Annotated in this window: 30 protein-coding genes, 1 other RNA gene and 1 pseudogene; 1 reads left to right on the top strand and 31 read right to left on the bottom strand. The window is 52.8% G+C overall.

Annotation, left to right across the window (positions count from 1 at the left end; genetic code table 11):
• Positions 1-294: 294 nt before the first annotated feature.
• From ABIE64_RS13140 to ABIE64_RS13085, 12 genes are all read right to left on the bottom strand, one after another.
• Positions 295-642, bottom strand: coding sequence for a hypothetical protein (locus ABIE64_RS13140; protein ID WP_354377674.1), 348 nt, complete (start codon positions 640-642; stop codon positions 295-297).
• A complete protein-coding gene (locus ABIE64_RS13135) occupies positions 639-1,064 on the bottom strand; it encodes a hypothetical protein (protein ID WP_354377673.1) in 426 nt (141 codons plus the stop codon). The genes ABIE64_RS13140 and ABIE64_RS13135 overlap by 4 nt, the downstream gene beginning before the upstream one ends.
• 2 nt (positions 1,065-1,066) lie before the next feature.
• Positions 1,067-1,465 (bottom strand): hypothetical protein, encoded by a 399-nt coding sequence (locus ABIE64_RS13130; RefSeq protein WP_354377672.1) that lies wholly within the window; start codon positions 1,463-1,465, stop codon positions 1,067-1,069.
• A gap of 102 nt (positions 1,466-1,567) precedes the next feature.
• The gene (locus ABIE64_RS13125; protein WP_354377671.1) at positions 1,568-1,972 is read right to left on the bottom strand and encodes a hypothetical protein; all 405 of its coding nucleotides are present in this window, start codon (positions 1,970-1,972) and stop codon (positions 1,568-1,570) included.
• Positions 1,962-2,111: a hypothetical protein gene (locus ABIE64_RS13120; RefSeq protein WP_354377670.1), complete on the bottom strand. Its 150-nt coding sequence runs from the start codon at positions 2,109-2,111 to the stop codon at positions 1,962-1,964. The genes ABIE64_RS13125 and ABIE64_RS13120 overlap by 11 nt, the downstream gene beginning before the upstream one ends.
• Positions 2,108-2,296: a hypothetical protein gene (locus tag ABIE64_RS13115; RefSeq protein ID WP_354377669.1), complete on the bottom strand. Its 189-nt coding sequence runs from the start codon at positions 2,294-2,296 to the stop codon at positions 2,108-2,110. Before ABIE64_RS13115 ends, ABIE64_RS13120 begins: the two co-directional genes overlap by 4 nt.
• Complete coding sequence (locus ABIE64_RS13110) at positions 2,293-2,619, bottom strand: hypothetical protein (protein ID WP_354377668.1); 327 nt, start codon at positions 2,617-2,619, stop codon at positions 2,293-2,295. Before ABIE64_RS13110 ends, ABIE64_RS13115 begins: the two co-directional genes overlap by 4 nt.
• A 223-nt stretch (positions 2,620-2,842) precedes the next feature.
• Positions 2,843-3,088, bottom strand: a complete 246-nt coding sequence (locus ABIE64_RS13105) for a hypothetical protein (RefSeq protein WP_354377667.1) — start codon at positions 3,086-3,088, stop codon at positions 2,843-2,845.
• A 14-nt stretch (positions 3,089-3,102) separates the two neighbouring features.
• Positions 3,103-3,194, bottom strand: an RNA gene (locus ABIE64_RS13100) — hammerhead ribozyme type II.
• 31 nt (positions 3,195-3,225) lie between these two features.
• Complete coding sequence (locus ABIE64_RS13095; RefSeq protein WP_354377666.1) at positions 3,226-3,888, bottom strand: antirestriction protein ArdA; 663 nt, start codon at positions 3,886-3,888, stop codon at positions 3,226-3,228.
• Positions 3,881-4,039, bottom strand: coding sequence for a hypothetical protein (locus tag ABIE64_RS13090; protein ID WP_354377665.1), 159 nt, complete (start codon positions 4,037-4,039; stop codon positions 3,881-3,883). Before ABIE64_RS13090 ends, ABIE64_RS13095 begins: the two co-directional genes overlap by 8 nt.
• Before the next feature lie 483 nt (positions 4,040-4,522).
• Positions 4,523-4,702, bottom strand: coding sequence for a hypothetical protein (locus tag ABIE64_RS13085; RefSeq protein WP_354377664.1), 180 nt, complete (start codon positions 4,700-4,702; stop codon positions 4,523-4,525).
• 1,009 nt (positions 4,703-5,711) lie between these two features.
• Here ABIE64_RS13085 and ABIE64_RS13080 point away from each other — a divergent pair.
• Entirely contained in the window at positions 5,712-5,984 is a 273-nt protein-coding gene (locus ABIE64_RS13080; protein ID WP_354377663.1) for a hypothetical protein, read from the top strand.
• Between the two features lie 149 nt (positions 5,985-6,133).
• Here the strand turns inward: ABIE64_RS13080 and ABIE64_RS13075 are convergent, their stop codons facing one another.
• From ABIE64_RS13075 to ABIE64_RS12985, 19 genes and pseudogenes are all read right to left on the bottom strand, one after another.
• Complete coding sequence (locus ABIE64_RS13075; RefSeq protein ID WP_354377662.1) at positions 6,134-6,346, bottom strand: hypothetical protein; 213 nt, start codon at positions 6,344-6,346, stop codon at positions 6,134-6,136.
• A gap of 14 nt (positions 6,347-6,360) precedes the next feature.
• Entirely contained in the window at positions 6,361-8,127 is a 1,767-nt protein-coding gene (terL, locus tag ABIE64_RS13070; RefSeq protein ID WP_354377661.1) for a phage terminase large subunit, read from the bottom strand.
• A gap of 124 nt (positions 8,128-8,251) precedes the next feature.
• Positions 8,252-8,473: a DNA packaging protein gene (locus ABIE64_RS13065; protein WP_354377660.1), complete on the bottom strand. Its 222-nt coding sequence runs from the start codon at positions 8,471-8,473 to the stop codon at positions 8,252-8,254.
• Complete coding sequence (locus ABIE64_RS13060; protein ID WP_354377659.1) at positions 8,473-8,694, bottom strand: hypothetical protein; 222 nt, start codon at positions 8,692-8,694, stop codon at positions 8,473-8,475. The genes ABIE64_RS13065 and ABIE64_RS13060 overlap by 1 nt, the downstream gene beginning before the upstream one ends.
• An 877-nt stretch (positions 8,695-9,571) precedes the next feature.
• A pseudogene (locus tag ABIE64_RS22670) lies at positions 9,572-10,963 on the bottom strand (phage tail fiber domain-containing protein); the annotation flags it as partial.
• A gap of 73 nt (positions 10,964-11,036) precedes the next feature.
• On the bottom strand, positions 11,037-14,579 hold the full coding sequence (locus ABIE64_RS13050) for a hypothetical protein (RefSeq protein ID WP_354377657.1): 3,543 nt from the start codon (positions 14,577-14,579) through the stop codon (positions 11,037-11,039).
• 7 nt (positions 14,580-14,586) lie between these two features.
• Complete coding sequence (locus tag ABIE64_RS13045; protein ID WP_354377656.1) at positions 14,587-16,350, bottom strand: hypothetical protein; 1,764 nt, start codon at positions 16,348-16,350, stop codon at positions 14,587-14,589.
• A gap of 12 nt (positions 16,351-16,362) precedes the next feature.
• Positions 16,363-16,950: a virion core protein, T7 gp14 family gene (locus ABIE64_RS13040; RefSeq protein ID WP_354377655.1), complete on the bottom strand. Its 588-nt coding sequence runs from the start codon at positions 16,948-16,950 to the stop codon at positions 16,363-16,365.
• Positions 16,951-17,036: 86 nt separating this feature from the next.
• Entirely contained in the window at positions 17,037-17,504 is a 468-nt protein-coding gene (locus ABIE64_RS13035; protein ID WP_354377654.1) for a hypothetical protein, read from the bottom strand.
• Positions 17,501-19,888 (bottom strand): phage nozzle protein, encoded by a 2,388-nt coding sequence (locus tag ABIE64_RS13030; protein WP_354377653.1) that lies wholly within the window; start codon positions 19,886-19,888, stop codon positions 17,501-17,503. Before ABIE64_RS13030 ends, ABIE64_RS13035 begins: the two co-directional genes overlap by 4 nt.
• Positions 19,889-19,890: 2 nt before the next feature.
• Positions 19,891-20,481 (bottom strand): phage tail tubular protein A, encoded by a 591-nt coding sequence (locus ABIE64_RS13025; protein WP_354377652.1) that lies wholly within the window; start codon positions 20,479-20,481, stop codon positions 19,891-19,893.
• Between the two features lie 65 nt (positions 20,482-20,546).
• Positions 20,547-21,521, bottom strand: coding sequence for a major capsid protein (locus tag ABIE64_RS13020; RefSeq protein WP_354377651.1), 975 nt, complete (start codon positions 21,519-21,521; stop codon positions 20,547-20,549).
• 152 nt (positions 21,522-21,673) lie between these two features.
• Positions 21,674-22,078: a hypothetical protein gene (locus ABIE64_RS13015; RefSeq protein WP_354377650.1), complete on the bottom strand. Its 405-nt coding sequence runs from the start codon at positions 22,076-22,078 to the stop codon at positions 21,674-21,676.
• Positions 22,078-22,836 (bottom strand): capsid assembly protein, encoded by a 759-nt coding sequence (locus ABIE64_RS13010; RefSeq protein WP_354377649.1) that lies wholly within the window; start codon positions 22,834-22,836, stop codon positions 22,078-22,080. Before ABIE64_RS13010 ends, ABIE64_RS13015 begins: the two co-directional genes overlap by 1 nt.
• Positions 22,836-23,006, bottom strand: coding sequence for a hypothetical protein (locus tag ABIE64_RS13005; protein ID WP_354377648.1), 171 nt, complete (start codon positions 23,004-23,006; stop codon positions 22,836-22,838). The genes ABIE64_RS13010 and ABIE64_RS13005 overlap by 1 nt, the downstream gene beginning before the upstream one ends.
• Positions 23,007-23,009: 3 nt before the next feature.
• A complete protein-coding gene (locus tag ABIE64_RS13000; RefSeq protein ID WP_354377647.1) occupies positions 23,010-24,554 on the bottom strand; it encodes a portal protein in 1,545 nt (514 codons plus the stop codon).
• A gap of 5 nt (positions 24,555-24,559) precedes the next feature.
• Positions 24,560-24,775 (bottom strand): hypothetical protein, encoded by a 216-nt coding sequence (locus tag ABIE64_RS12995; protein ID WP_354377646.1) that lies wholly within the window; start codon positions 24,773-24,775, stop codon positions 24,560-24,562.
• Between the two features lie 240 nt (positions 24,776-25,015).
• Positions 25,016-25,222 (bottom strand): hypothetical protein, encoded by a 207-nt coding sequence (locus tag ABIE64_RS12990; protein WP_354377645.1) that lies wholly within the window; start codon positions 25,220-25,222, stop codon positions 25,016-25,018.
• Entirely contained in the window at positions 25,219-25,818 is a 600-nt protein-coding gene (locus ABIE64_RS12985) for a deoxynucleotide monophosphate kinase family protein (protein WP_354377644.1), read from the bottom strand. The genes ABIE64_RS12990 and ABIE64_RS12985 overlap by 4 nt, the downstream gene beginning before the upstream one ends.
• Positions 25,819-25,825: the final 7 nt, after the last annotated feature.

Genomic DNA, 25,825 nt, shown 5'->3' with positions numbered 1-25,825 from the left:
ACGCCATCTTAGGCGAGTCTAAGCCCACCTAAAGGCTACTTTGGGTAGCTTTAACGCTACCTTCTCATATTCTTCAGTATATAAGCATAACCGATGGTCGATATCAGGTATGGTATAGGGCACCAAAGATCGCTGATCCGTAGATCAGGGCAAAGAACAACGCCATGCAAATTAGCAAAGCTACAGCGTCCGCGAGATACTCCCATACTTCAGGCATCTCAGGGTCAAAGCTAACTACGCTTGTGTCACGCTCAAAGCTAACTGCGCTCGCCTTTCCTTTTTCCAGCTCCTCATTCATGCCGCACCTGCCTTGACGTACCTGTCATGGAAACGTTCAAAAGACATAACCTCAAGGCTATCGTCCGGTTTACGAACGATATACAGACCCTCGTAAGTGTAAGGTTCAGTCATGATCTCAATGGTGTTTTTAGCGACGATGATGATCCTCATTTTCGGAGGGTTGATATCAATGTTAAGCGTAAAGGAGGTCAAACGAGAGACGATGGTTTGGACTGCCCTACTAAAGAAAGCGACGTGATCAACAGGATGTGTCGCTCCTAAAATATTAGGGATTGGTTCAACATGGGTGACATCGACCATTGGTGCATCTGATTTGAGGATGTAACGCCCGCTTTTACTCATGCCGCTTTCTCCTGATCCTTGAGCGCCTCACAGCGATCCAGCCAGTCATGTTTAAGCGTCACCGATTGAGTACCCACCTGAATGCAGTTTTCAAGGAACCACGGGCAGAACTCCCAATCATAACAGCCGGTGAACTTATCATCCGTCCGGGCGATTTCGATCCCTAGGCACACAGCGGCCAAGATGTTTTCATTACGGAGTTCGTTGCGCAGATCAACCGTGCCGAAATCCCGGTGATACTGATCGAAATCCTTATAGTTATCAGGTCGCGTTTCGCGCTCTCCAAGGTAGCCATCAATGTAAGCTTCCCAAAGGTTCTGCGCCGCTTCCACGAGACAAGAAAAGCCAGGTGCATCTTGACGGATCAAAGCCCGCTTAACGCCCGGATCGGTGTAATAAATCGTGTGGTTTGAACGGGTCATTTTCAGGATTTCCCTAACTTCTTCGCCGCAAAAGCGCGTTTTGATTTGAGGATCATATCTTCAAGGTCTGCAAATTTGTCCGGGTCAAAGCGACGGCGGTTGTCCATGTGCCAAATCTCAATGAGAATTTTTGCGGCTCCATGTGAAAGGTGGTTCGCTACGCGGATTTTGTTTTCTTCGTCCAGCGGCTCTATGCCTTCAGTTACCGCCTGTTTACAGCGGTCGCGGACAAATAAAGCGGCCTGCAAATCACAAATTTCCCGAAGGTATGCGGGGTAGAGGATGCGAAGTTTATTCTTCCGGTCTTCCCTCGCCATGTATTTAGAGACCCGAGCGACCACCTTTGAAACCTCTTGGGTGAACATCCGGGGCGTAAGTCCATAGAATTTAGGTTCGGACATTTGGTTGATCTCCTTTCGTTAAAGCAAAGCATTCATCGCGACCACGGCAGGTCATCCCGTGGCCGTCATAAAGGCTTCTTTGCGTTGCACTTGTGGAATACATCAGGCCAAATAAATCAGGCCGTCATCGCCCAAATACGGGGTTTGATCGGGGAAATCGGTACAATGGCCGACCAGTTCTCTTAGGGTGTCGCCGCAATCCCCCCATCTGCGCTCCCAAAAGACACCACCAAGACCGCGACGGGTTAACCAGAAGTCATGACCGGCTTGGTTCTGGAGGTCGTAACCATGTTCATCATGGGCCAATTCAAGCGGCTCTTTGGCCTCAAGTTGGAACCGGGCACAATCGGTCAAGATGCGGTCCACGGTTTCCGGGGCGAGGTCTTCAAGGCATAAATCCTTGTCTTCAAATTCCTCAGTCTGTTCGATATCCGCCCAAAACATCGCGGTCACATAGGCCGTGACAAAAGGATCAGCTTGGAGTTTCTCGCGGTTGTCATTGGTCATCAGCTACCCCCAATTCTTCTTCGAAAAGTTCGATAGCTTCTTCTTTTGAGAAGTCGAAGTAACGGCGTGTCTCCAAGCTACCGTTAATTTCTTCGCTTATCACCCACGCGCCCGACGGGAACGCCTGCTCTATAATCATTCCTCAATACTCCTGATCGAATAAGCCAGATTTGAAATCGTAAAGGCGACCGGGGAGACCAGCTTCAAGCGGCCCATAGACCGCGCAAGGTTGCTCTTGGCGTCTTGAAGGTGACTTTCGGCTTGCTCCCGGTTGATTGCGGTGATCTCAAGGTCAAACGTGACGTGTGCATGGAAGGTTTTCATTTTGAGACCCTCCTAGCCGCTTCCCTTCGCTCATAGTTCATCATTGCCGTGATACGCTTGCACACTGACAAGTCGATGTATCCTTGACCTTCAAGTTCTTTAGTCAACTTGGACACAAGCGCCTGATCGACCGTTTTGGTCATATCCACTGGAACCGTGAGGCTGATAATCTCAACCCGATCAGCGGCCCCATGTTGCCCGATGCGTTCGTAGGTCGTGAGTTCGTACCCAAGACGATCAGCCGGAAGCGTCGGGAAGATAGCGACAAGTTGCCCTTTGAGGGGTTCTTTGCGCCACTTACGGAAGATTACAGGGGTGCTCATACTTCACCCCCGTCTAACCGAAAGTGAACCGAGGCTGTATCTGGACCTGATCCCTTTAGGGATTTGGAAAGGCATACATAGTCAACGTAATCGAGACCCTTGAGAGCCTCATAACGATGTAACGCCTCATTATAATCCTCAAATCGCTCAAAATGAGACGCCCCGCCTCCGATACCCGGCAAGGTGTCTTGTACCCATGACACGACGTATTCTTTACCCTTGCTCATGCTGCATCCTCCAAGTCGCCATTATCCAGAAGACCCTCACACGCCAGTTGATGCATAAGAGCCTGCCCCAAGCGAAAACAAGCGTCGGCATAGGTCAGTTCGCTATGCACTTCTTTCCCGTAACGAACGGCGAAACCTTCCGGCCTAGCCTGTTGCAACGTCACAAGATCAGATTGAAAGCAAATGACGTGATCACGTTCCGGTGCATCCGTTGTCATGCTCTCTGTGAAGTAATGAGACATGCTCAAATCTCCTTTGTTGGCTGGCTTCATCAGGGCCACGGAACCACCCGTGACCGACCAAAGCGCGGGGCTTATTGTTGCTTTTGGTGCGCTTTTGGTTTCGCTTTACGTTCCACTTGTGGGATGCTTTAGGCGGACTAATCGCGGAAAATGGCCTTGTTACCGTCCGGGAGGTCTAGGACTGTATAGACGTGCTCCAAGTCCCGCGCATAAGCTTCATAGTCGAAATATTGCTTCACTTCTTGCGGGATGTTCTCGTTATCAAGTAGGTATTCATCCGCAAATTCTTCCGCCCAATCCTTGAAGCTTTCCGCCTTATCAACAAGGGCGTCTTCGAAGTCAGATTGACTTGGCATGTCCCCGCCTTGGTTACTCCACCACGCAAGGTATGCGTCCGCTTCTTCGCCTAAATCTTCTAGAATTTCCGCGAGTTCAACCACGAGAGACAGGGGCGAATATTCCTTGATATTCCCGTCAAACCCTTCTGTGTCTGCAATCATCCATTCCTCGCCAGACGGCCAAGCTTCAATAACCTTCGCTTCGCGTCCCTCGCAATGGTGACATTCGGCCAAGAGGTCACCCGGCTTGACTGGCTGGCTTGTGGTTTCCTTGAAGGTCTCACCACATGCACATTCAGCTTTAAACCCGGTCACGTTCGGCTCTATACAGCCCCGCAAGATATCAATCACTTGATCATGGAGACTGTCTTCTGTTTCCCCGTCTACGTCGATCCAACGACCAACAATTGATCCCGCGTTGTAACTCGCAAGGCATTGCACGAATATTCTGCGATCACTCATGACCTTCACCCTCTTTTTCGATAAGCTCTTGAGCGTCTGCTAGATCACCTTGAAGTTTACCGTGTTGTTCTACTGTCAAACCGTAATATGCGGCTTGATCTTGGATTATCCGGTCCAGTCCTGTTAAAGGCTGTTTCGCATCTTCACCCATGAGCTTGATCTCCTAGCCTCGTTATGAGATATTCGGAGGGACCAAAGGTTAGCTTGAAGCCAACCTTTGGCCTCGTTACGGGTTACTGATCAGGTCTGTTAAGGACCAACTCAACAAAGAGCCTGATCAGTTCCCTTACGAGGAGCCTCAGCAACCAGTGCATAGGCTTTCCCTCCGATGTTCACCCGGCACAATTACCGGGCGGTGACAGCGAGCTATCACGACGCAACCCCTATAGATACTCAGGGCCACGTTTCGGCCTTACTCAAGGGCCCTCATCAGGTGACTGTTTGCGACTTCTTTATTGTTGCTTTTGTGTGGAATATCGCGGTGGTGGATAGGTTCGTTTAACGTTTGTCTGACCGTGCGTTCATAGAAGCATTCCGTAACTTTCGTTCGGTGCGTTCCATCGCGATTATCGGTAAGATGAAAACAGCAAACAAAATCAAACAAAGACCTAGCAATGTGAAAGCGTCTTGCATCTCAATAACTCCTTAGCTTCTCTTCTAGTTCATTCGCTGCATCCCAGTCGGCAACGGCCTTAATCTTGACTTCACATCCTAGCTTGATCAGGTCGCGCTTTTCGCGTTCTGCTTGGGTCTTGGTTTCGACCACCTGATCAAGTTCCGGGTATTCCCCGCCTGTGATAATGCAATAGAGCATCTCAAAGTCTCCTTTGGTTGATCCACATGACTAAGGCCGGATAACCAGCCTTAGCTGTCTAGATCATTTGGAAACGTCATATTCACGATGTTAAAGAGCGTTGCTTGTGTCAGGGCCTTAGCGGCCTCTTGTTGGTCTTGGGTCTTAGTGCCGGTGTCGGGTTGTTTCCCGTCGTTGTTGAAATCTTTATACATCCCACTTTGGCGATACACAATAGATTTTTTACACCAAATACAACTTTTTTACATTTCTCGCAGAAATCCTAGAGTTTAGCAGGGTATTTGTAGGTGTTTTAGTTCACCACAAGCGACTTCAAGCCTCTTACGGCCCACTTATGAGATGTAATCCTTAGATGCATTGTGTGGGCTTCTGGCGGACTTGTAGAGGGCTTTAGGTGGTATGAGGTTGGTCTAAAGGCAAAATGAACAGATGATAAGAAATTGTTATGTTATAACATAACAGAAAAATTAGATCGGGATCGACACTATAAGACAGCATCAAGCCACCCATAGCCCACATCAAGCCGTCATAAGGTGTAACTATGGATACACAATCCAGTGGACTATGAGAGTAACCAATGGTTTCCCGTGGCGTGGTGCAAACATAGGTGTAAAGACAGCCCCCACCCCGTCCCTTTGCGCCTTGGCCGCGTCATATGAGGATGAAAAGAGGGCCACCCCCAAGGGGGGAAGTCGCCGTTCGGGCCATAGCGTATACCCATTCAGATTTTTGACCCAAAAACACCCGCAGCCCCACTTCAAGTTGACAGCAAGCCGACAAGAAGTTTACTTCAAGACAGCATCAAGCAAACATAAGGTGGCTCTATGAAGGTTCTTTTGGTGGTCCTGGCGTACTTGCACTCAGGTGGTGTCGGCGGGGGAATTTCTATGGATGTGGAAACGAAGGAACTACCAAACATGGAGACCTGCGTAGCAGCCGGAGAGGCTCTAAGGCAGATGTCAGCCAAGGGCATTCAATATAGCTGCGTACCGATCTCTGAGAAGTAAGCATGAAGACCCTAAAGAGACTTCTGGATGACTTCCTCGGGACTGAAGGTGGGCCTGAAGAACAGCTTCTTATGGACCTCAAGCGTCTCGGGGTAGCACCTGATCCTTCATCGTTTAATGGTCCGTTGGACCTTGATGGTATGGGAAGGGTCGAAGGTGATACTAGCCCGGAACGTGAGGCCCATAAGGAGATATTCAAGCGAGCTATGCGCAGGTACGCCATAGAGAAAGGCGATCCTGTCATGCTGGCAAGGGTGGATAGGAAGGGTAGCTGACCTTGAGTAGGCTTGGAGCGATTTCAAGCAGACTATAAGCTATACTATAAGTGTTTTACTTGGGGTCTTCTCTTAGGTGCAACCTAATTGAAACCCCAAGTAAATCAAGAGGATAAGGGAGAAGCCTAATAGGCCCCTCCCCGATCACTTTAGCTGGCAGCAATAGCCGCTAGTTCCTTGAATAACTTAGCAATTCCTTCATCCGAGGAATGGCTCACGATATCCTTCACACCATCGTTGAAGACAATCCGTCCATGGCCGTCACGTGTCACAGTCATGCGGGTTGCTTTGTAGGAGGTGCCGCTATCGGTGGTCACACCAATCTCGATAGTCTGTGCTCCCGGTACGGTATAGGCAGTCATTTAGTTTCCTTTGTTCAATATTCTTCGAACCAGCCACCGTCACCATCGGAGACCATAGAGGCTTGTTCAAACGTCATGCCGAGGGCAAGGCGATCAATGGTCAGCACTGGTGACCCTGTGAAAGCTTGAAGTTCGGCTTCGAGAATTGCTTCTTGTCGATCTTGGATGACCTGATCTTCATCAAGGCCCATCTGTTCGACCCAATAGGCCACCGCTCCCGCAAGAGCATCCAATCGGTCATCATGGGCCAGCGCCCCGCGATCCTTCGTGATGCGGCTCATTTGATAGAAAAGCTGCATCTTCAGGGCTTTCTCAGCCGGATAGTCGCGGGTCGATGCCATATCATGCTCAATCACCTTGGGATCAACGATCAGACGGTGCTGGTTCATGACAGGCTCTAGGGTATCAATGATCCGCAGCTCTTTCTGCTTATTGGATCGGACTTCTTCAATCGAGCAAGGGTAGATGCGCTGGAGGTATGGCTTGAGAAGTTGATTGAACATCCCGTCACCGAAGTTACTTTCAATGACGATCACATTTACAGCCTCACGCTTTGCAATGTTCGCCAGCGCGATCATGGTTTCTTCGTCATAACCTCCCCGGAGACCGCCAGCGGCAGTCACATAGAGATAACCGTTGAGCATCTTGACGACGGCATAACCAGTTTCATCTGAGCCTCGCCCGGATGGGTCGATGAACATGATTGCGCCCTGATAGGGCAACCAGTCGCCCATTGTCACAGCCGGTCGATAATACCGATCACCGTTGAGGCCGACACAGTTGAGGTCCTTGAGTACATACTGCGGATCAGCAGACCAGATGACCTTCTCAGGGACAGCCTTGTCGTTGAGGCTCATGACGATAAGTTCGGTAAGCTTCAGCGGGTAACGGTCTTGGTCAGACAGTCGTGTATCAAGCATGAACTGAAGGGCAAACCCGGAGCGACCATAAGATGCTTCACGCTCCATGAGGTCTTCCGCCGAGAACCGCTTGGGGTCCGTAGGCTTCAAAGCCAACTTCGGGTCAGCTTCAAGCTTCTCCAAGAGACGTGGAGCCAATCGGGAGCCGTAGACAGTCCCTAAAGCTGTTGCAGCCGGATACCGCGCAGGCCAGATACGGACCTCATACCCACGCTCGGGGAGCTGGTTGTAAAGGCTGTCCTCACATTGCGGCGTCCCAAGATAGATAATGCGGCCACCCGGCTTCAGAACTGCGTCAAACTCTTTCACGCGCTCAGAAAGCTTGTCCCGCATCCCTTGGGTCTCGGAATTGTTCGGGACCTCCACGTCATCGGCGATGATCACGTTTGCACGGGAGCCGGTGAGCTGTCCGAAGATACCAACGGATTTGACCGAAGGTGAGTGGTCAGCCTGCGAGGGTCCAACATCGAATGCGATCTTGGATTGCCGCTGGTCACTTTTGGGAAGCAGGTGGTTTAGGAGAGGCATCTCGGCAATGAGACGCAACGTAAAGGTCGAAAATTGGTCCGCACGTTCTTTGGATGCGGATACGACCATAATCTTAATTTGTGGATCACGGAGAAGCAGCCAGATAACATAGGCGCTGGTGATCCATGATTTACCGACACCACGGAAAGCCTCAATGATTGAGCGCCGTGGGCCATGTTGCAGGAAGTCGGCAATGTCGTATTGAACTGGTGTGGGGTGAGGAAGGTTTAGCTGCAACCATACGAGAAGCAGGAAGTACCTGAAATCCTCGAAGATGCGCCATTGGTCGGGTGGAAACTCTTTGCGCCACCACCCGGCTTTCTCTGCACTCATGCAGGGGATGTCTCCATAAGCCAGCCAGAAGCCCCAAGAGAAGCTCTCAGGGTTTTCGGAAGGCAGACATAGCTGGAGGACCTGAAGACGCTAAGAGCGACTCCTGGGCGGCTTCTGGAGGGTGTTAGTTGTAGGGGATTTCGTCCGGCAGATCGTCCGGGATGCTACTTACCAGCTCACCAAACGGGCTACCTTTCTTCGGAACATTGTCGATGCCGTTGTCTTTGAGGAACTGGCGGACAACGTTAAGGTCAGATGCGGTTGCTTCGCCTGACGTAACGCGCTTCAGAAGGTCTCGGGCAAGTCCCTCATGAAGCTGTTCTAGGAGTTCATCAAGTTTACCCATTAGTGTCCTTTGATTAGTTCGGGAAGTTGGCTTGCGGCTGCGCCTACTCCGGCTGCAAGCCCTACAAGCCATACCTTCCATCGCTCCAAGCGCCCGATGCGCTCCGAGTGGTTATTAAGCCGATCATCCTGTTCACGGGACTTCCCGTGCATGGCATCAAGTTTACCTTCGATCCGGCCAAGCATGAGATACACAGGGTTGTCGTTTGATTGATCAGACATTACGCAACCGTCCCCTTGACTTTCCAGACAAGGACGCGGAACGGTAGTGGACCGGGCACACCTGCCGCGATCTGAAAGGCTTGACTGGTCACGGTACTGTCCCTTTCGTTTTATGCACGAGCACACGACAAGGCACTGATGTCAAGCCAGCCCCACCATATCCGTGAAGACCTCCGCACGTAGGGCTTGTGCCCACGCAAGCCGAGCTACCTGTCTGCACTATGATCTGATCTTCGACTTGACCTGCCACCACCCCATAGCCGCCGTTACCTGTAATGTAGGCCCACCCCGGATCAGCCCAAACGCCACCCACAAATACCTCCACGCGACAGTTAACACGGCTATCCGCAAACGGGTTAGCCTCTACGTAACGGTTTGGTGAAACTACATTTGCCGGTGAAACTTCACTCCCACCATTCGGATAAATGATCGTGAAATCGGTTTTCGCGTCTACTGCGTCGAGCTGACGCTTCGTGACCGCTTCATCTTCCAGCACGGCGTCACCCGCAAGCCGCAATGGGCCTTCCATAAGGTCACCAGATTTGGAAACACCTTCGGCACCGGAAGTCAGAATGCGTACCGGGTGAAACGCTTTGATAGCGAACCGAACCGCCTTGTTCCTTGGGCGGGTTTCGTCACCTGTACGGGCACCGGGTGAATTGGAGCTATCGAAATCCGCTTGGTATTTCACGCGGCTGTTGGATGAACCGTCAGCAACGACACCAAGGCTGGAAAAGGTAAACGCGCCTACACCTACCTGCGACGTGCCATTCGGCAACATTAGCGTTCCAATAGAACCGGTGATCTGTTGCATCTGATCAAGTTGCTCGGAGCCAACCGGATAAGCATCACTGGCCCCGCGTAAGAACCACTCGCGGAGGTCCGGCAGGTTGAACGTGGTGGAACCATCACCAGCACCCCAAATCGTGCCAAGATAGGCGAAAAGGTCCGGGTACGTCGTCCGGCTCACTTCCGACCCATCACACCACAACAGGCCATTCGGGAGCGTGTTACCCGCCATCGGGATAACTTCCCCGATGTAACCGTTCGCAACACGGGTAAGGAGACTGTCAATCTCACCACTGGAATAGGTAGACGCCACGGCGAACGAGGCGAACGGCTCACAGAAGACTTGCTGTCCAGCTACAAGCGGCTCATGGAACACGAGGCTGATACCATCCGCAGCGGTCATGCCACGGGTATCAATAACGTCGCCGTCAACCACCACCTGATTGAGTTTACCGGGGGTGTACGCCAAGGTATTCCCATAGTCGTCCGGGCCGGTGAACGTGGTCTGGCCTTCGGTTGCCGTGAAGAAGAACGGGCGGGACACGACATTAGCCGATGCGCCAAAGGCAGACGTGACGATATTGTTTTCCACGTCTTTGTCAGTCTGGAAGGTGGCCCCTGCGTTTGTCGCGGTGATCACGTAAGGGTCGGGGAAGCCATCAATGGTATCCGGTGAGACAACCCGAACCTGATTGTTGGTCGTGTCAATTTTCTTGGTGCGCCAATGGAAGGGTTCGCCAAGAATGGTAATGCTCGGCACATTGACGTCAACCGGGCCTGCCGAAGCATCGACCGCAATCATGTTGCCGAGGTTTGCCGCTGTCAGGTTGTAGTTGGAAGTGATGCGGATAACATCATACTTGCCAATCATTTCGACCCAATCTTGGGCCTCCTGTGCGCTGGCTGCGGATGCGAGGGCGTTGGCTTCGGCCTGTCCTTGAGCTGTCTCAGATGCACCCTGAGCCGTCTCAGCGGCTACCTGTGCAGTCTCAGCGCCAATGCGGGCTACTTCAGCAGCAATACGGTCGGCTTCAACAGCGTCAAGCGTCTGGTCAGCATATTGTTTGTTTACTGCATCCGCAGGTTCAACCGGATCGGCAACATTCTGGATACGCTTATCTAAAGCGTCATATTCTCCAGTGGTATCTTCGGCCAGTCGAGAGTTCAAAGCATCAGTCGTTTCTTGCGTGACGAAAAGAAGCTGGTCTGACTGGACGTCAAGGTCACGCTCCTCAAGGTTTGAGCCGTCACGAAAATCTACTTCAGCCTTGTCAATCGGGGTTACACGTCGCCGGAGGACAGGAACGCCCGCTGCCGGTGCCGGGGTGATGGAGATAGAGAAATCTGTGAGCCACTCAAAGCTCACTTCCTCACCATCCACGTAAACTTTGACGTGATCTTTGGCGAGGTACTTGAACGGGATTGTGAAAACGGTCGTTGAACCGTTACCATATCCCAATTCTTCGCTGTATTTGGACATTGCGTCTCCATAAAAAGAGACCGCCCATAGCGTTAGCCACGAGCGGTCCCGGAGTATTCAGTGTTTAAGTCGGTTAGCGGTTCTGGAGGTAATCCTGAGCCGACTTGAAGCCCATCGTGGGCGCGGCCTTCATCTTCATGCGTTCTGCGATGTAGGCGTCTTTGACATTCGAGAAATCAGCTTCATTCATCGCAGTGTTGAAGGCTTTCTGCCGATAACCTTGCACAACGCGCTGAATGAGTTCGCTGGCTTTAGACACATACCCGCGCTCCCGGTCAGTCTCGTTGGCAACTTTGAGAAGCTGCTGGAACTGCGGGTCTTCAGCAAAGGCGTTCAGGTGGTCCGCCAAGCGTTTCCCTGAGCTATCCTTCACCTCGCCTGTGAGTTCCTGCCAGCGGTCATAGAAGGACTGACCAGAAGGTGACTTGAGCTTGGTAAAGTCCAGCGTACCTTCAGTGCGCTTGGGTGGCGTGAAGACATGCTCCATGCCTGCCAGCATTTCACGGACAGGTTCGTCAAGCTGCTTTGAAACGGAGATAGGTGACATCCAGCTTGCAGGCCAGCCAGCCGGACGTTCGACCACTTCACCGAGGATATTACGGCGAGGCTCGACCATGCCGGAAGCGCCGGGAACACGGGCAAGAACACCGTCCATGAGGTCACGGATTTCCTTGATTTCACGGTCCATCGTCAGGTTACTAATGGCCGTTGGCACGTAGCTTCCCATGTAGCGAGCCGCCCACTGCTTTGTCTTCTCAGGATCACCAGATGAAAAGGCTTCCACGAAATTAGAGGCCGACATAAAGACAGCACGGTTCATGAATAGCTCACTCGTCACAGCGCCAAAAGCGCCGACGAACTCACCAATCTCCGTCTCTGACATTTCTCCGCGCATCTGGTGGAAGTCAGCAAGTAGGCCCCAAGTGATAAACCGGGGGTCCATCCGGCTAAACTGGACGTAACTGTCACCAACCTTGATTGAGTAGGACAGCTTGCCACCCATCTCAGCCTGTGTGCGCTCCCGGCCTGTCCCGAGGTTGCCAACAAGCAAACCGTTCTCGGACATGAGCATACCGACGCCCAACGTTGCGCTTCCCATAGCCTGCTTAACGAGGACTTCAGCGCGTTCTTCTGGTGTCCCCTTCATCAGTGCATCCCGGTTACGACGTGCCAGAAGACCGATAGCAGGCATTCGCTCGAAGTTATGGGACAGAAGGTTCATTGGGGTTTTGACGAACGGTAGGGCGATTGTGCGAAGTGCCGGGACATCGGAGGCGAGTTTCTGGATGCTTTTACCGAAACTGTTTGCCGGGAGGTCCTGCTGGAAGGTAACTTCACGCGCATACTGCATCGCTTTGGGGTCGGTGAATGCGCCTGTCTGAGGATCAACACTGGCCTTGACCTTCTTAGCAACGAATGCGCCGATCTGGTCTTTGGTCAGGACACCTTCATCCACCAGCTTCCAAGCCATAGTCGTAGCATCTGAGGTGACTTGGGATCGGTAGGCGATGCCCTTCATGATCTCGTCGGCAGCAGATAAAGCCCGCTGAGGAATACGAACAACCCGCCCAAGAGTTCCCCGGATCGCAGTGCTATCGACTTCGTTGCCGGTGCTGTCCATGAATGTAGCCATCGGGTCAAGAACGGGTTGTTCGCTTTTGAACGTCTTTACCGCGTTACCCATCGGGTTATTGATCGCGACATCATCCCAAACACCCGGCTTACCCAAAGTGCCGTGAAGGACCGACCCAAGATAACCAAAGGTCTCTCGTGAGGCTTGGAACATTCCGGCATAGGAACCACGCAAAGCGCGTACCCCATCAGCACCGGAACGATTAACAAGCGCAACCTTGGCTGCATTTTCAAGTGGCTTGATCAGAATTTCGGTGCCACCTGAAGCCATCCCCAGGACATGAGTTGGGATACCGGATAGGACCGAGTTGCGCCAATATTCGTTGACCACATCCCACGTCTTATGTGTCGCAGCATGGGCTACGAGACGCTTGGCAACGTTCGGACTGTCCTTCCACTGCTTCAAGCGACGTTGGAACTGTTGACGGTCTCCACCATACTTGCGGCGAGTTGAGACCGCTTTCTTGGCTGCGTCTACGGAGTTCTCCAAGTCGGGGAGAAGCGTTCGCGGGTTCTGGAGCGACTGAAGGCCACGCCCTAGATGTGTCGCGACAAGCCCCCGGTCAAACATCGTTTGCTCGATTAGATCGTAGAGACGGTCAAACTCCACATCGTCGGAGGTCTCTGCCGCTTTGCGAAGCATCACAGACACAACAGCGTCGGTCGCTTCGATCCGGGCTGAAACCTCGTGCATGTTCTTCGCGTCCGCTTCAAGACGACTTAGGAGGGCTTCAGGTTCTTGAAGGTAGCTCTCAGCAATCTTCTTAACCTTGGCAGCGGTCATCGTGTCTGAGATAGATGCCGGACGGTACTGCTTCACCATGTCTTCCACGGCTTTGATTGCGCCGTAGGCACGATCCGCATCCCAATCTTTCAGATCAACATCAAGTTCACGGATGATTGCCGGGATATTATCTTCACCTAGACGTTTGGTAACCATCTTAAGCTGTGAAGCATCTACGCCCAAGGCGGTAGCCGCAGCAGCTTCCGGTTCAGTCAGTTTTATTTCAGGCTCCCAATTATTGAGAACCTTCATTTTCACCCGGTCAGCTTCAGGCTTACCTTCCTTTGGGATATTGACAGGAGTTTCTTCTGATCCCTTGAGGATCGTATCAGCTTCTTCCGCTGCTGTTGCCAATACTTCAGCGGCTTCCTGCGGCTTACCTGCCGACCGAAGCGCAGCAGCTTCTTTAGAGCGTTTCAAGCTGTTCCATGCGGCTTTCCCTGCCCCGGTGGCAATATCAAGACCAGCGCCAACCAAAGCCCCCGAAAAGAGGTTCTTCAAGCGCCCTTCAATAACACCATCTTCATCCGAAGTTGCGAACCATTCTTCGACCAGATCAGACTTCTCAGGGAGGATGTCGTTAACGAGGTTGAAGACATTCCCTTCATGTTCATCAAACGCGAAGAAGTCAGCAATACCACCTTGAGACATAGCTCGGAGCATCGCTGGACCTTTACCCGCAGCCCATCCGGCAGCTTTCAAAGCGCGACCCCCACCAGCAAACCCTGTGACGAACTGCGAGACGGACTTGGTGATGCCACCAGCGACCGTATCAGGGTCGTCAATAACTTCATCAAGGCGGACGGCGCTTTCTTCTGCCATAGCACCCTGTTCTTCAGGTGCGGTGATACCCACGGTATCCATGACATCACGTGTCCAAGAGCCGGAAGGTGGAGGTGTGAACTCCACTCCTTCCTCGCCCACCCCAATTGAGCCGAGCGGTATAACTTCGTCCATAAAATCGGCCGTTTCTTGAACAGCCGTAAGCGCCCCGTCAGGAACAGCAGCCGCCATGTCTCCTAAAGTGTCAAGAAGCCCGGCTTCAGGTTGTTCTTCTTGCGGGGCTTGAGCCGTACTTTCTGCTGACTGGAGGAAATTGGAGGAAGCGCCTACCCCAAAACGGGCATCAAACTTGGGGGCAAGCGCGGGGTTATTCTGAAGATACTGAATATCCTCTTGGGTAGGTGCTTGTGTTTCCATTCATTACCTATTGCGCCCAATCAGGTTCACCTGTTGCAGGCTGCTGACCGGGGATGGTGATTGAGGGTCGCCCACCCATGTTCATATCCGCCTGATAGATAGGATCGTCGGTGAGTTCTTTGATGATTTCGTTACGTTTACGACGCACAGCCGCAGGAGATGCTTGGGGATTTTCCATCAGGAAGCTTTGGATTTCGTCCTGATAGTGCATGATTGCTTGGATCACGAGCGTACCGTTGGTTTCCTGCCCCATCGCATCGGCCTTTGAGAGGATACGGCTTATGAAAACCTCTCCTTCATCGGCAGTCTCCTTCACACGCGCCCCGCTGTCTTCGAGCTGCGCTTGGTAACGCTGTGAGGAACTCCAAGTCGAGATAAGGCGACCCATAGTTGGAGCGTCGATCCTGCGATCCTTGATGCTATCCAGAACATCTTGAACCGTCGCATCACCACGGATGATGTCCACTTCAAGCTGACCGGCAGCGGCTACAAGTTCCGGGGTCATGTTCACGTCGGCCTGTGCATTCAACCGCTGAGACCACGCAGACCGCAATGGGGAGACCAGCGGCGCATAGTTCGGGTCGTTCGCAAGTTCTGCCAGAAGCGGCTCATGGTCCTTTCCCGGCTCCAGAAGCACCGCTGAGAGGCTTTCAGCGAACTTCAGGTCTCTTGCGTCTGCGTCCTGCTGATCCTTCTCAGCACGTTCGCGCTGCTTCTGGATATATGGGATGTTGGCCGCGTTGTTCTCCAGCATTAGGCGCTGAAGCTTCCGGTCAGCTATGGCCCACCCACGTGTCATCCGGGAATACTCAAGGCTCTCTGCGTTGGACTGGATGCGGGTAAGCATCTCCTCCATATCGACCTTCGCCTTGCGCCCTTCCGGTGTTTCTCCAAGTGGTCTTCCGGTGCTGTCCTGAATTTCATCAAGTCGCACTACAAGCTCTCGGGCCTGCTGGAAGTGACCGGCATAGGCCAGACTTTCAGCCGCCGTCTTAGCTTCACTCATAACCCAAGAGCCGAACTTCTGGTCTGTGATCCCGAGTGCCCGGAGACCCTCCGTAGCTTTCACAGGGTCGCCGTCACGTAACTCTGCGATCTTCCCGGCGATGTCATCGGTTTCACCGTAGAAGATGTTACCGATTTCCTGCCGACTGGTAGCCTCCAGATTGTCCTCATTGAACTTGGCGCGGGCAGTTACGTGCTGCTGGATAAGCTGCTGTTCAACCGCATTGGCCGAACCTTCGAAACCTCGGAGCCAGTCAACGTCCATCTGCCCTTCACCCAAGTTCTCCCGGATGAAACCCTTGCGGCTCTCGGCCATGTATTCACGGAAAGCGTTGGCAGCTTCAACTTCGCTACCGTATTTCGTGGTAGCTAGACCGGAGGACTTCCAGCCTTCCATGAGTTTCAGATGGTAGTCACTTTGAGCTGACCACTGGCCTGCCTTTTCCTGATAACCCTTGCGGGCAAAGGGAGATGCTCCGACCGGGACATCCCCATCTTCCACTGCTTGCGCCCAAGTTTTGCGCAGTGTGTCAAACTTCAGCGCATAGGTTTCATAATCGCGCTTCTGCTGATCTGCATTTTTCTGCGCAAAGAACTGCTGGAGCTTTGGGTTGAACTCTTGGAGACCTGAAGCCAGCTCCGAGAGGGCATTGGTTTGAGAGGGAGCGACCGGAGCCGCCCCCATTTCTGGTCGGACATAGGTACTGACCGGAGACGCAGTGGGCGATAGTCGCCGCATACCGGGCCGGAATTTAACTTCAGCCATTCGTTGTCCTTGTTAGAAAGAATAATTCCCTTTGTCAGGGTCATATCGCGCATACGTCCCGAAGGCACTAAGAGCACCCCCGGCAAACTGAGCGCCTGCCCCCAAGAGGCTCGGGGTGTTGATCGGCTGCGGGGTGTAGGGCTGAACGCTGTTGATTGCACTTTCCGCCTGAGACCTCATACCGGCGATTTCCCGCTGGCCTTGATCAAAGTCCCAATCAAGCTGCTGGCGGACGCTATCGCGGTAACGGGCTTCCTCGGCGTTGAAGTCGCGCATAAGCATGTCAAAGGACACCCCTGCCCCGTTAGAGCTGGCAACGGCAGTACCTTCCGCCCGCCGACGTTCGCGCTGGATAGCTTGAAGCTCCTGACTGGACGCCTCTTGCGCCTGTCCGAGCTGAATGTTCTTGGTTGCAGCTTGCTCGATGTAGTCTTCATTTACCGCCTTGGCGTTCGCCTCGCGGAAAGCATTATTACGAGCCGCCATCTTTTGTTGATAGCTTGCCTGCTGCTTTGATTGATACATGGAGGAAGCGAGCGATGCTGCGGTAGATAGGGCTGTTGTTGCCAAGCTAGCCGCAAACATCTGTGCAGCAGTCATACTCGCGGTAGTGGCTGCTGTTGTTGCCGCAGTGGTGGCAGCGGTTGTTGAAGCTGTTGCGGCTGCTGTTCCTGCTGCGGCTCCTGTTACTGGACACATGGTTCGATCCTGAAAAATTCGTAGAACAACCTGTTTTCCGGTCCATAGATCACTTCGCGGAATAACGTGAAGCCCATCCAGCGGAGCCACTTTATGTGAACTCCATTGCGAGCATCCACTTGGTTGTAAAGGATTGGATATTGACGGTTTGACTGCCTGACCCACTCCAAGGAGTTTCGCAAGAACGTCATCGGGTACTTCTCAATATCGCTGGTCCCGAGCATCCAGACGCAAGCATTACCGTCCGCATCCGGTACGAGACCAAAGATACCCAAAGGCGGACCATCGCCGTCCACAAGTGCCAGGGCAGGATTGCTTGCAGCGAAGGAAGCGTAAAGCCCTTCGTAAGCAGATGTTCCGCAAGACGCCTTGATCTCCTCCACGTCAGCTTTACGCAGGCGCGGGGCTACCCAATCGACATCTTCAAGCGTTGCAGGTCTCCAATACTGCGTCATCGGCGGCTCCCCAAACGGTAGCTTCGCATAGAGAAGGTCCCTTCCCACTCGGCAGATAAGAAATTACTTGGCAGATATGTGTCGTTGACAAGTTCAATGGTCACTCGGTCATTCTTCGAGAGTACCGGGAAAGTATGGGAACCTTCGGAGAGTGACACTTTGCCAATCTCGGCGCTGTTGGAACCGATCACCTTACCCGTGAACTTGTAGGTCTTCATGTCGCGACCTTGAGCTGTAACTTCAGCCCAAAAGAAGCCGGACTTCGAGAATACGACGGTGAACGTCTGTATCTGCAAACGTCCCGTGCCGATCACGGCCTTACCACCACCCGATGCATCCGCCTTCACATAGATCGTGGAGAAGCGGTAACGCTGTTCATACCTCAATCCGATATAAACTGGAGTGGTAGCGTGATTTCCCCTCACCCGAACGATGTTCCCGGACTGTTCTTCCTTCGTGAGAACAACCCCCGAAGCGATTGGGCTGCTTTCGGTTAAAGGATCATAGTGCCGGGAGACCACCTGAATATCCCCAAGCACAGCATAAGGAAGTTCGTAGGAGGTCGAATTGGTGATTGGATCGTAGGTAACTGAAGGGCACTCAAGGTTCGACACCTTGCGGTCCAGAAGATACATGAAGGGCGCGTTAGGATCGACCGGGCTAGGCTGGACTGGCATCTTGTCAAGGTAAACACCGTCCGCATATTGAGTGACGAAGAATGCTTCACTATCAATGAAGTCCACGTTCAATACGGTAGCTTCAGGCTCAAACTCGAAGAACGACCAAGACGACTGAACCTTCTCATTGCCCTGCCAGAAGAACTTGTAGACGAACACCTTGTTAGGCTCGGTGTCGGTCAGGCAGAACAGGATGTCTTCGTTAGAGGACACAGCCAGCTTCGTTATGCGACCCTTGATGTAGGCAGGGACGTGCGCCGTAATGTCAGCCGCATCGCTAATCTCGGTTTCAGGCATGACGTAGTATTCACGCAGGCCCGCATATTCCCCGCGTGAGGTAGCGAAGAACACTGTCTTACCTGATCCTACCGGCTTCGCCAGAAGCGAACTCTCGAACTCTGTGAGCACTTCAATATCAGGCGGCTCAGAAGCAAGGATCGGGCCTTCAGGAAGCGTGAACTGTGTCTGATCTGAGAACAGCAGCAAGCGTTCATTGAACGGGACAGCATGTTGAAGGATGGAGACCTTGACGTGACTTGCGGCTACGTCCACTACATCGCTGTCAACAATCGTGGTGACGGTGGTTCGGAAGAAGTTGAAGAACTCGCTAGCCTCGCTGAAGATCACGTTCTCGTCTGCAAGGAGACCTAAGCGGTTCTTGTAGAAGAAAATGTCGTTGATCTTGCGATTTATGAACGAGGGATCAGGGTTACTATCTTCATCGCCCGTCTTACGCTCGGCCCAATCAAGGGGCTTGAACTCGAAAGTTCCATCCGCAAGACGGACAAGAGCATGAGGCATATTTGCGGGGTCAATCTTGGTTTGAATACCCGGACCAACGCACTCCTTCCAGACGCCACTATCAAAATCCGCAGTGTCGTTGTTTGGTTTGAACTCAACGTAATAGTTGTCAAACTTTGAGCTTTCGTCTCCTGCGATCTCAACCGTGAAACCACGAGGGGCAACGGTAGGAAGATCAGAAAACTTCTGCGCAACATCTTTCGTCGCAACAAGCTGCGTACCCGACCGGCTATCTTCAGCTTTAATCTCGAAGTCCGACCCATCGTTTTTCTTGATGTGGAGAACAGCGCCCTCACGGACGATAGACCAGCCTTCCCCAAGATTGGTCGTTAGGTCGCTTTTGAGGTCTTCGGCAATCGTCGTGGTTTTAAGGTCGCCACTGGAGCCTGTTGTAAAGGATGCCTGTTCGGTGCCATTGACTTTGATCTTGTAGTCGGTCGAATAGTTTGCCTGCTTGACAAAGATGATTGCTTCAACAGGTTTCTCAGGGATAGACGTGCTGTCCATCCCCGTGATCTTGGAGCGGTTCACGATGAACGTGTAGTCGGCAACCGTAACAGTCCTGAAGTCAGCTTGGGGATTACTTGAGGCCAGATATGCCTTCCCTTCCGGGAAAGCTACGGTGCGCTCCTCGCCTCCCAAGGTGAACACCTTCAGGCTCTCATTTTGAATGATCACCTTGTAGCGTTCGGCTACATCACGGTTGATTGTGTGGGTGTAGGCAGCACCTAATGAACCATCATGCACCTTGGATACATGCTTGAGCGGGGGGCGTTTACCCATCCCGTCAACCAAAGAGGACATGGAGTTCTTCTGGTATTCGGCCTGTGAGGCCATGCGGAGGGCGGGGGGCTGCTGACTGACACCGTTTACGAGGTTTGGAATACTATCGCTTACGAGCGCCAATATTACCTCCGAAGAATGTCAAAGGTCCCTACCTCGTCAAAGATGATGCTGTGATCACCGTCCTCGGTTTCACCATCCATCAGGATAGACCGGGCCGTGTATTCATCACGTAAAGCAAACCCTTCAAGATCGCCTTCTCCCAACGTGTTGTTCACAAACACTCGGGCAGCTTTGATAAGCACGTATCGGCGGGCTGTTTCGGGGAGTTCATCAAAAGGTAGGAGAATGAGAAGTTCACCATAGACCGCTTCGGTGAACTTGAAGCTATGCCGGGTGCGGTCATAAAGACGGCGACCACGGATCACGAGGGATGACCTGTCATAAGTCTTGTAGCGATCCGGTTTAAACCTTACGCCATTCTCAGGGAGCCGAAGCTCTCCTTGGGCGTTGGGTACAATCGGATAGTTGATTTCTGTGTTGAAGTACCAGCCTTCGGTTTGGACCTCTCGGGAGACTTCCCTGAGAAGATCACGAGCGATGACCGCATCAACAATCTGATCGTTCAAAAGGCTGTTGACAGGTGCTTCCTTGATGGTCCGAAGCATGATGTTGACGGCCTCAAGTTCGGTCGTCGGGGTAACAAAGCTACTCATGGTGGGCCTCAAGAAAAAAAGGGGACAGCCCAAAGGACTGCCCCCAAAAGAAGAATGTCGGAAGATTAGGCGGTGGCCAGCTCGACCGCACATTCCGGGCGAAGGATGCCGTGACCGACAGCCTGAGAAGCCTTCATCAGGGTAGCCGAGTACATGACGTTGAAGTCATTGCCCGACATATCCATCTTCAGGTCCAGAAGCTTGACAGTACCAGCAGCCTGTTTGGTCGCAACGACACCGGCAGTCGTGGTGAAGTCCCCGGTGTAATCGTTGTTCTCACCTGCAACCGAAGTAGCAATATTCGTGGTCGGCAGGTTGTTGGTCTTCACGATGCGCGTTCCGGCAACCTTCGGCAGGGCCGCGTCCGAGAAGGAACCAGCGCCGCCCCAATCACGGTTAAGAAGCTTGGTGGTTTCGACCATCAGATAGAACTGAGCCGGTTTAACGGCGCAGAAGCGATCTTCCGGGGCATCCTTTTCATCAAGAACCTGATTGGCGTTGAAGATCATGGAAGCCAGAACTTCGCCGTCCGTCTTGGCAGAAGCATTGGTCAGACGCGAGCCGCCCGGAGACGACGCGGTGTTACCCGAAGCACGGGCAGCATTCACGATGACCTGAGCAACACGTTTGTCATAAGCCTGAGCCATAGCGCGGCCAAGTTCGGTCGAGTGGATTTGGCGAACGTCATAGTGCGACATAGCGTCTTCAAGATCACCAATTGCCGCGTCAGCGATCAGTAGGTCGTCAATCTTGATGATGCGTTCTTTGATCTCCAGCTTGTTAGAACCAAGGATCGGGGTGCCCGGAGTATGGTAACGAGCGGACAGACGCCACGTGGCCGGGAAGGAAGCAGACTTACCATTCGAGATGGTACGCTCAAGCTGAAGTTCCTTGAATACGCAAGCCTTCTCATAGGCGGTCAGGACCTCGCCAGCGAATACGTCCTTGAACAGCGCAGTGCGTTCTTCGTAGGTGTAAGAAGCACCAGCCGGGTCAGCAGCGTTAACAACGCCAGGACGCGAAAGGGTAAGATCAGCCATATGTATTTTATTCCCTGTAATTGAAATAAGCTCAGGGACCCAACAGCGGGCCTCCTGATCGCCACCTAAAGAGGTGCGCGGTCGAATTTCAGTCAGGGTTACAAAGGCTTACCGACCCACCCCGAAGGGTGAGCCGGAAGATGTCTGGAAGCTCACTTCTTGTTCTTTTCAATGAACGGTTTGATGAACTTCCGGTATCCGAAAGCTGCGCCAATAGCCAACATGACAGCCCCCACATACCAATCGGGTGCAGCATCCATGCGGGCAAAGCCGGATGACGCAATTTTGTTGATCTCAGGGTCCGGCCAGAAAAGCATGACCAACGGAATAGCAAGCAGGATTGTCCAGAACTCGTCTTTCCATGAGTCCTTTGAACCTTCAGCTTGGGCTTCATCCCACTTCTGGTCGGCTTCCTGTTCGGACAGAACACGACGAACCTTGGCTTGGGTTTCAGCTTTGGCAATATCAATACGGCCTTCAGCTTCCACCTGTTTGCGCTCAAAGAACTTCGAGATAAGGGTAACGACCCCTGTGATTAGGGCACCGGCAGGGATCATTAGCGACGACCGAAAATGCTTGAGCGACCTACACGGGCCTCAACATCAGCAGTGAACTCACGATCCTTGCCGTAACGAGGGTCACTCATAGCCGCGACAAGTTCCTGACGCGACCGGAAGCCGACCGGGCCATCATCACCAGCCGAACCACGGACGAACTGCGGACGCGATCCGGTAGCTTTGATGAACTCAGCATGGAGACCTTTAACAGCCCATTCCGCCATCGCCCGGTTACCCGAGGATACGGCTTCATTAAAGCTGGTAAGTTGAGCATCCGGTAGTGCCTGCTGCGCCCATTTGACCATCTTGGAGTAACCATCGTCGCCACCAGCAACCGCTTTGATTGCGGTGATATCTGCCTTAGCGAGTTCAACTACCTGTTCTTCCTGCGCCTTTTCGGCTTTTTCGGCCTCGGCTTTAAGGGCTTTGACACCTGCGAGGTGGATGTCTACAAGATCGCGAGAGAAACCCGCACCTTCCAGCGCCGAATAATGGTCAGGGGTGATTTCGCCATGTTCTTCAAAATGGGCGGTCACTTCTGCCGCATTTAAACCGGCCTGATCGAATGCAGAACTGATTACCGGCCCATAGGGGTCCGGGGTTTCATCCTCAGTCTGCTTGGGAGCATCTTCGGTCTTCGGAGTTTCTTCAGCTTCCTTCTGGTCATCCGCCTGCTGACCTTCGGTGATTACCTCGGGGGCTTCATCAGGCTTCGGTGCGTCCGGGCCGGTGATTTCGGGTTCAATGAAAGTGGTCATTAGTAGTCCTCACGGACGGTGCCACCACGCATTTCCGAAGTGCTGACCGGCTTTGCTTTATTGACTTCGCGGGCAATCTTCGGGCTGCTGGCTTTGGGTTTCTTGGCATCCTGACGACCAATCACGGGTGCGTCTTTCTCTGCCGGTGAGCCTTTCGCTTCTTCACTCAAAGGTTACTCTCCTTGTGTTGCTTGAGGGGTTTGCGCCATAAGCTTCATGGCTTCGGGTCCAAACTGTGCCAGCATGGCCTGCTGTTGCTGTGCCTGCTGTTCCTGCTGGATTTCTTCGCGTGTCTTGATTAGCCCTTGGTGGTCCAACATTTCCGACATCGCCAGTCGCTTTGAGATTTCTTCGACATGGTGATACTGCGGGATAGCCTGGGGACCGACTGCTTGTGCTAGGGTTGTGAGATACGACACGAGTTTGTTACGGTCGTGGCCTCGACCCAAAGCGTCTACGCCTGTTACGATTGTCGGCTTGACGATATCTTTAGGGAGGACCGGAAGCTTGCCTTCACGTTGTAGGCGGTTAATCCTGACGTTGACAAAGGGAAGCTGAAATTCTTGGGAGAGGATCGAATAGACACCGCCAAGGGCATCTTCGAGTTCTCCGGCCATATACCGGATTTCTTCAGCAGTGACACGCTCGCCGTTCCGCTGGATTGACGTGTTCAACAGGAAGGCAAAAGCAAGCCGTTCCTCAATGCGTTCAATGACCTGATAGGCCACTCGGAAATCTGCGAACTTGTCGAGCTGTAAGGTGGACACATCGTTAGCATCACCACTACGGACTGCACCGTTAGGGGCTTTCGAGATCGTATCCGGTCTGGTCGAGCCGTTCGGTTTAACCAAGATCAGGACTTTGGCAGCAGCAGCCGCGCCTTCCGTGATAGCTTTGGTCAGACCTTCAAGGGTCTTCAGGTCGCCAAGGATTTCTTCGACATACCCGCGCCCATAATCTTCACCATCAATGTGATTGAAGCGGAGCGGAATAAACGGGCAGGCATCCTTGGGATATGTCCCGGACGTACCGGGGATCATTTGGCCCATGCACTCCTGATAGACCTGCCATTGGTCGCCGTAGAGCTTCACATGGGTATAGATGTTTAGAACGCGGTCGCTTCCTGATTTCTCCTTGTAGTCCGGTTGCCCCTTCAAGCGGGACAGGAAGCCGGGTTCAAGAGTATCGGGCGCGACTTGTTCGTGTGTGATGATCTCAAGCACAGACCCCATCGGATCACGCTTAACAACATAGCGATTGAGCGGGTAAGCTCGGGTGCCATCATCGTCATCGTAGAACAGGATGTTCCCGCCTACGATCATGTGTTTGAGACCTTCGAAGATTTGGGGGCGGACACCGGCTGTTTCGATGTCCTCCATGACTGCCTTCTCGTAGTCGGCTAAAGTCTGATCAAGCTCAGTCTTGAGTTCCTCCTGATCGTCCGCTTTCAATACTGCCCGGTCAATTATCAGGCGGAAGAACGGACTGTTCGGAGGAAGGAGGGCAAGCAGCAGTTTAGCCGCGAGGTTGTTAACCCCACGTGCGCCTACTGACTGATAAGGTGTTTTGACTTTACTTCCTGCCGGTCGGTGCTGATCTGTGATCAACATCGGCAAGGTTAACTCAGAACATTTGATTGCCCTGTCAAGGTAAGGCTGGCGGTCAGACTTCAGCAGATTATAGCGAGCTTCGGCAGTGCCGACACTCTGATCTGCCATATGGTCTAGCCCTGCGGTACGGTCAGGCCGTTGCCGGAAGGCTGGTTCACTGCAAGATCAATACGAAGTGCCGAAGTCCCCTTCTTCTTCGCCTTCACATCTTTACCTTCTCGCTCACGGTCCACCGGCATTTCAGGAGCTTCAGCGACCTTCTCAGGCTCAGGTGGAGCTTTGGGCGTTTCAGGCATCTTGGTTTCGGGGATTTTGGGTTTACTACCCACGCACATAGTTAATCCTCGTACTGGACTTCATTCTGCTGGTCGTACTTCATCATAATATGACGAACGACTTCAGCGTTCCCTGCCCTGACCATGAGTTCACTATGGGTCTCCCCCGGAGACGGGGACTTTTCGGGAAACATATGTTTCAAATACCGAATAAGTGATTGAGGGATGTCAGGGCAGGATGGGATAGACTTGGAGTTCATCTAGGGTTTCCTCTTAGGGGCAACCTAATTAAGCTCAGTCGTAACCGTTGGCGTAGAACTCGCGGTAATCCTTCAGAAACTCTTTAAGCTCGGGCCAGACATTATCGACCAAATGTTCCCCAAGACACCACGCTACGATGAATGGGAGCGTGAGCGTTAGGGACACAAGGATTACAACACGGCCCGCTTTGGTCTTCGCCAGCCAGCGCATTCCTTTCTTCATGAAGCCTTCTTCGTTCACTTCACGACACTCCTTGTCATATGCTTCAGGTCCTCAAGGGACCCCTTGTTGAGAAGCCAGTAGTCAAAAACTTCAAGTCCATCCAAAGCACCTTCGGACGGGTGGGAGTTTGTCGTGCTACTGGCGGAGGGACGGGTCACTTTGATGGTGCGGCCACCGAGCGAACGGATCAGCTCGATTTCGTTAAGGAACCGCATATCGTCCACGACAACGTTATGTCCTTTGGATAGCAGGTTCTCGATACGGGCTTTCACCACGTCCACCCAAAGGTGACTATGGATTTGCTCCCGGCCCCACTCCGTTCCGAGGGTCTGAAGCAGACGACGGGTGGTGACCCATCCGCGAAGGTTACCGATGCCTTCCTCTTTCAAGTCCCCTTCAACCATCCGCTCTATCGTTTCAGGTTCAAACCCAAGATGATCAAGGAACACTCGTGTCATATCTTTGAGGCATCCGGCGAACTTCACGAGTTTGTAGCCGTGTTCTTCGATCAGGACCTTAGCGACTTCAGACTTACCGCTCCCCATCACGGGGGAATAGATGCCTATGAGGTCCGGCACTTCACGGACCCCCGGCATGTTGATATTTGATTGCATTGAGTTC

This window comes from Thalassospira sp. MBR-102, assembly GCF_040549275.1.
Lineage (GTDB): Bacteria > Pseudomonadota > Alphaproteobacteria > Rhodospirillales > Thalassospiraceae > Thalassospira > Thalassospira xiamenensis.
The sequence above is the reverse complement of the archived record's forward strand: the minus strand, read 5'-3'. Positions and strand labels throughout refer to the sequence as shown.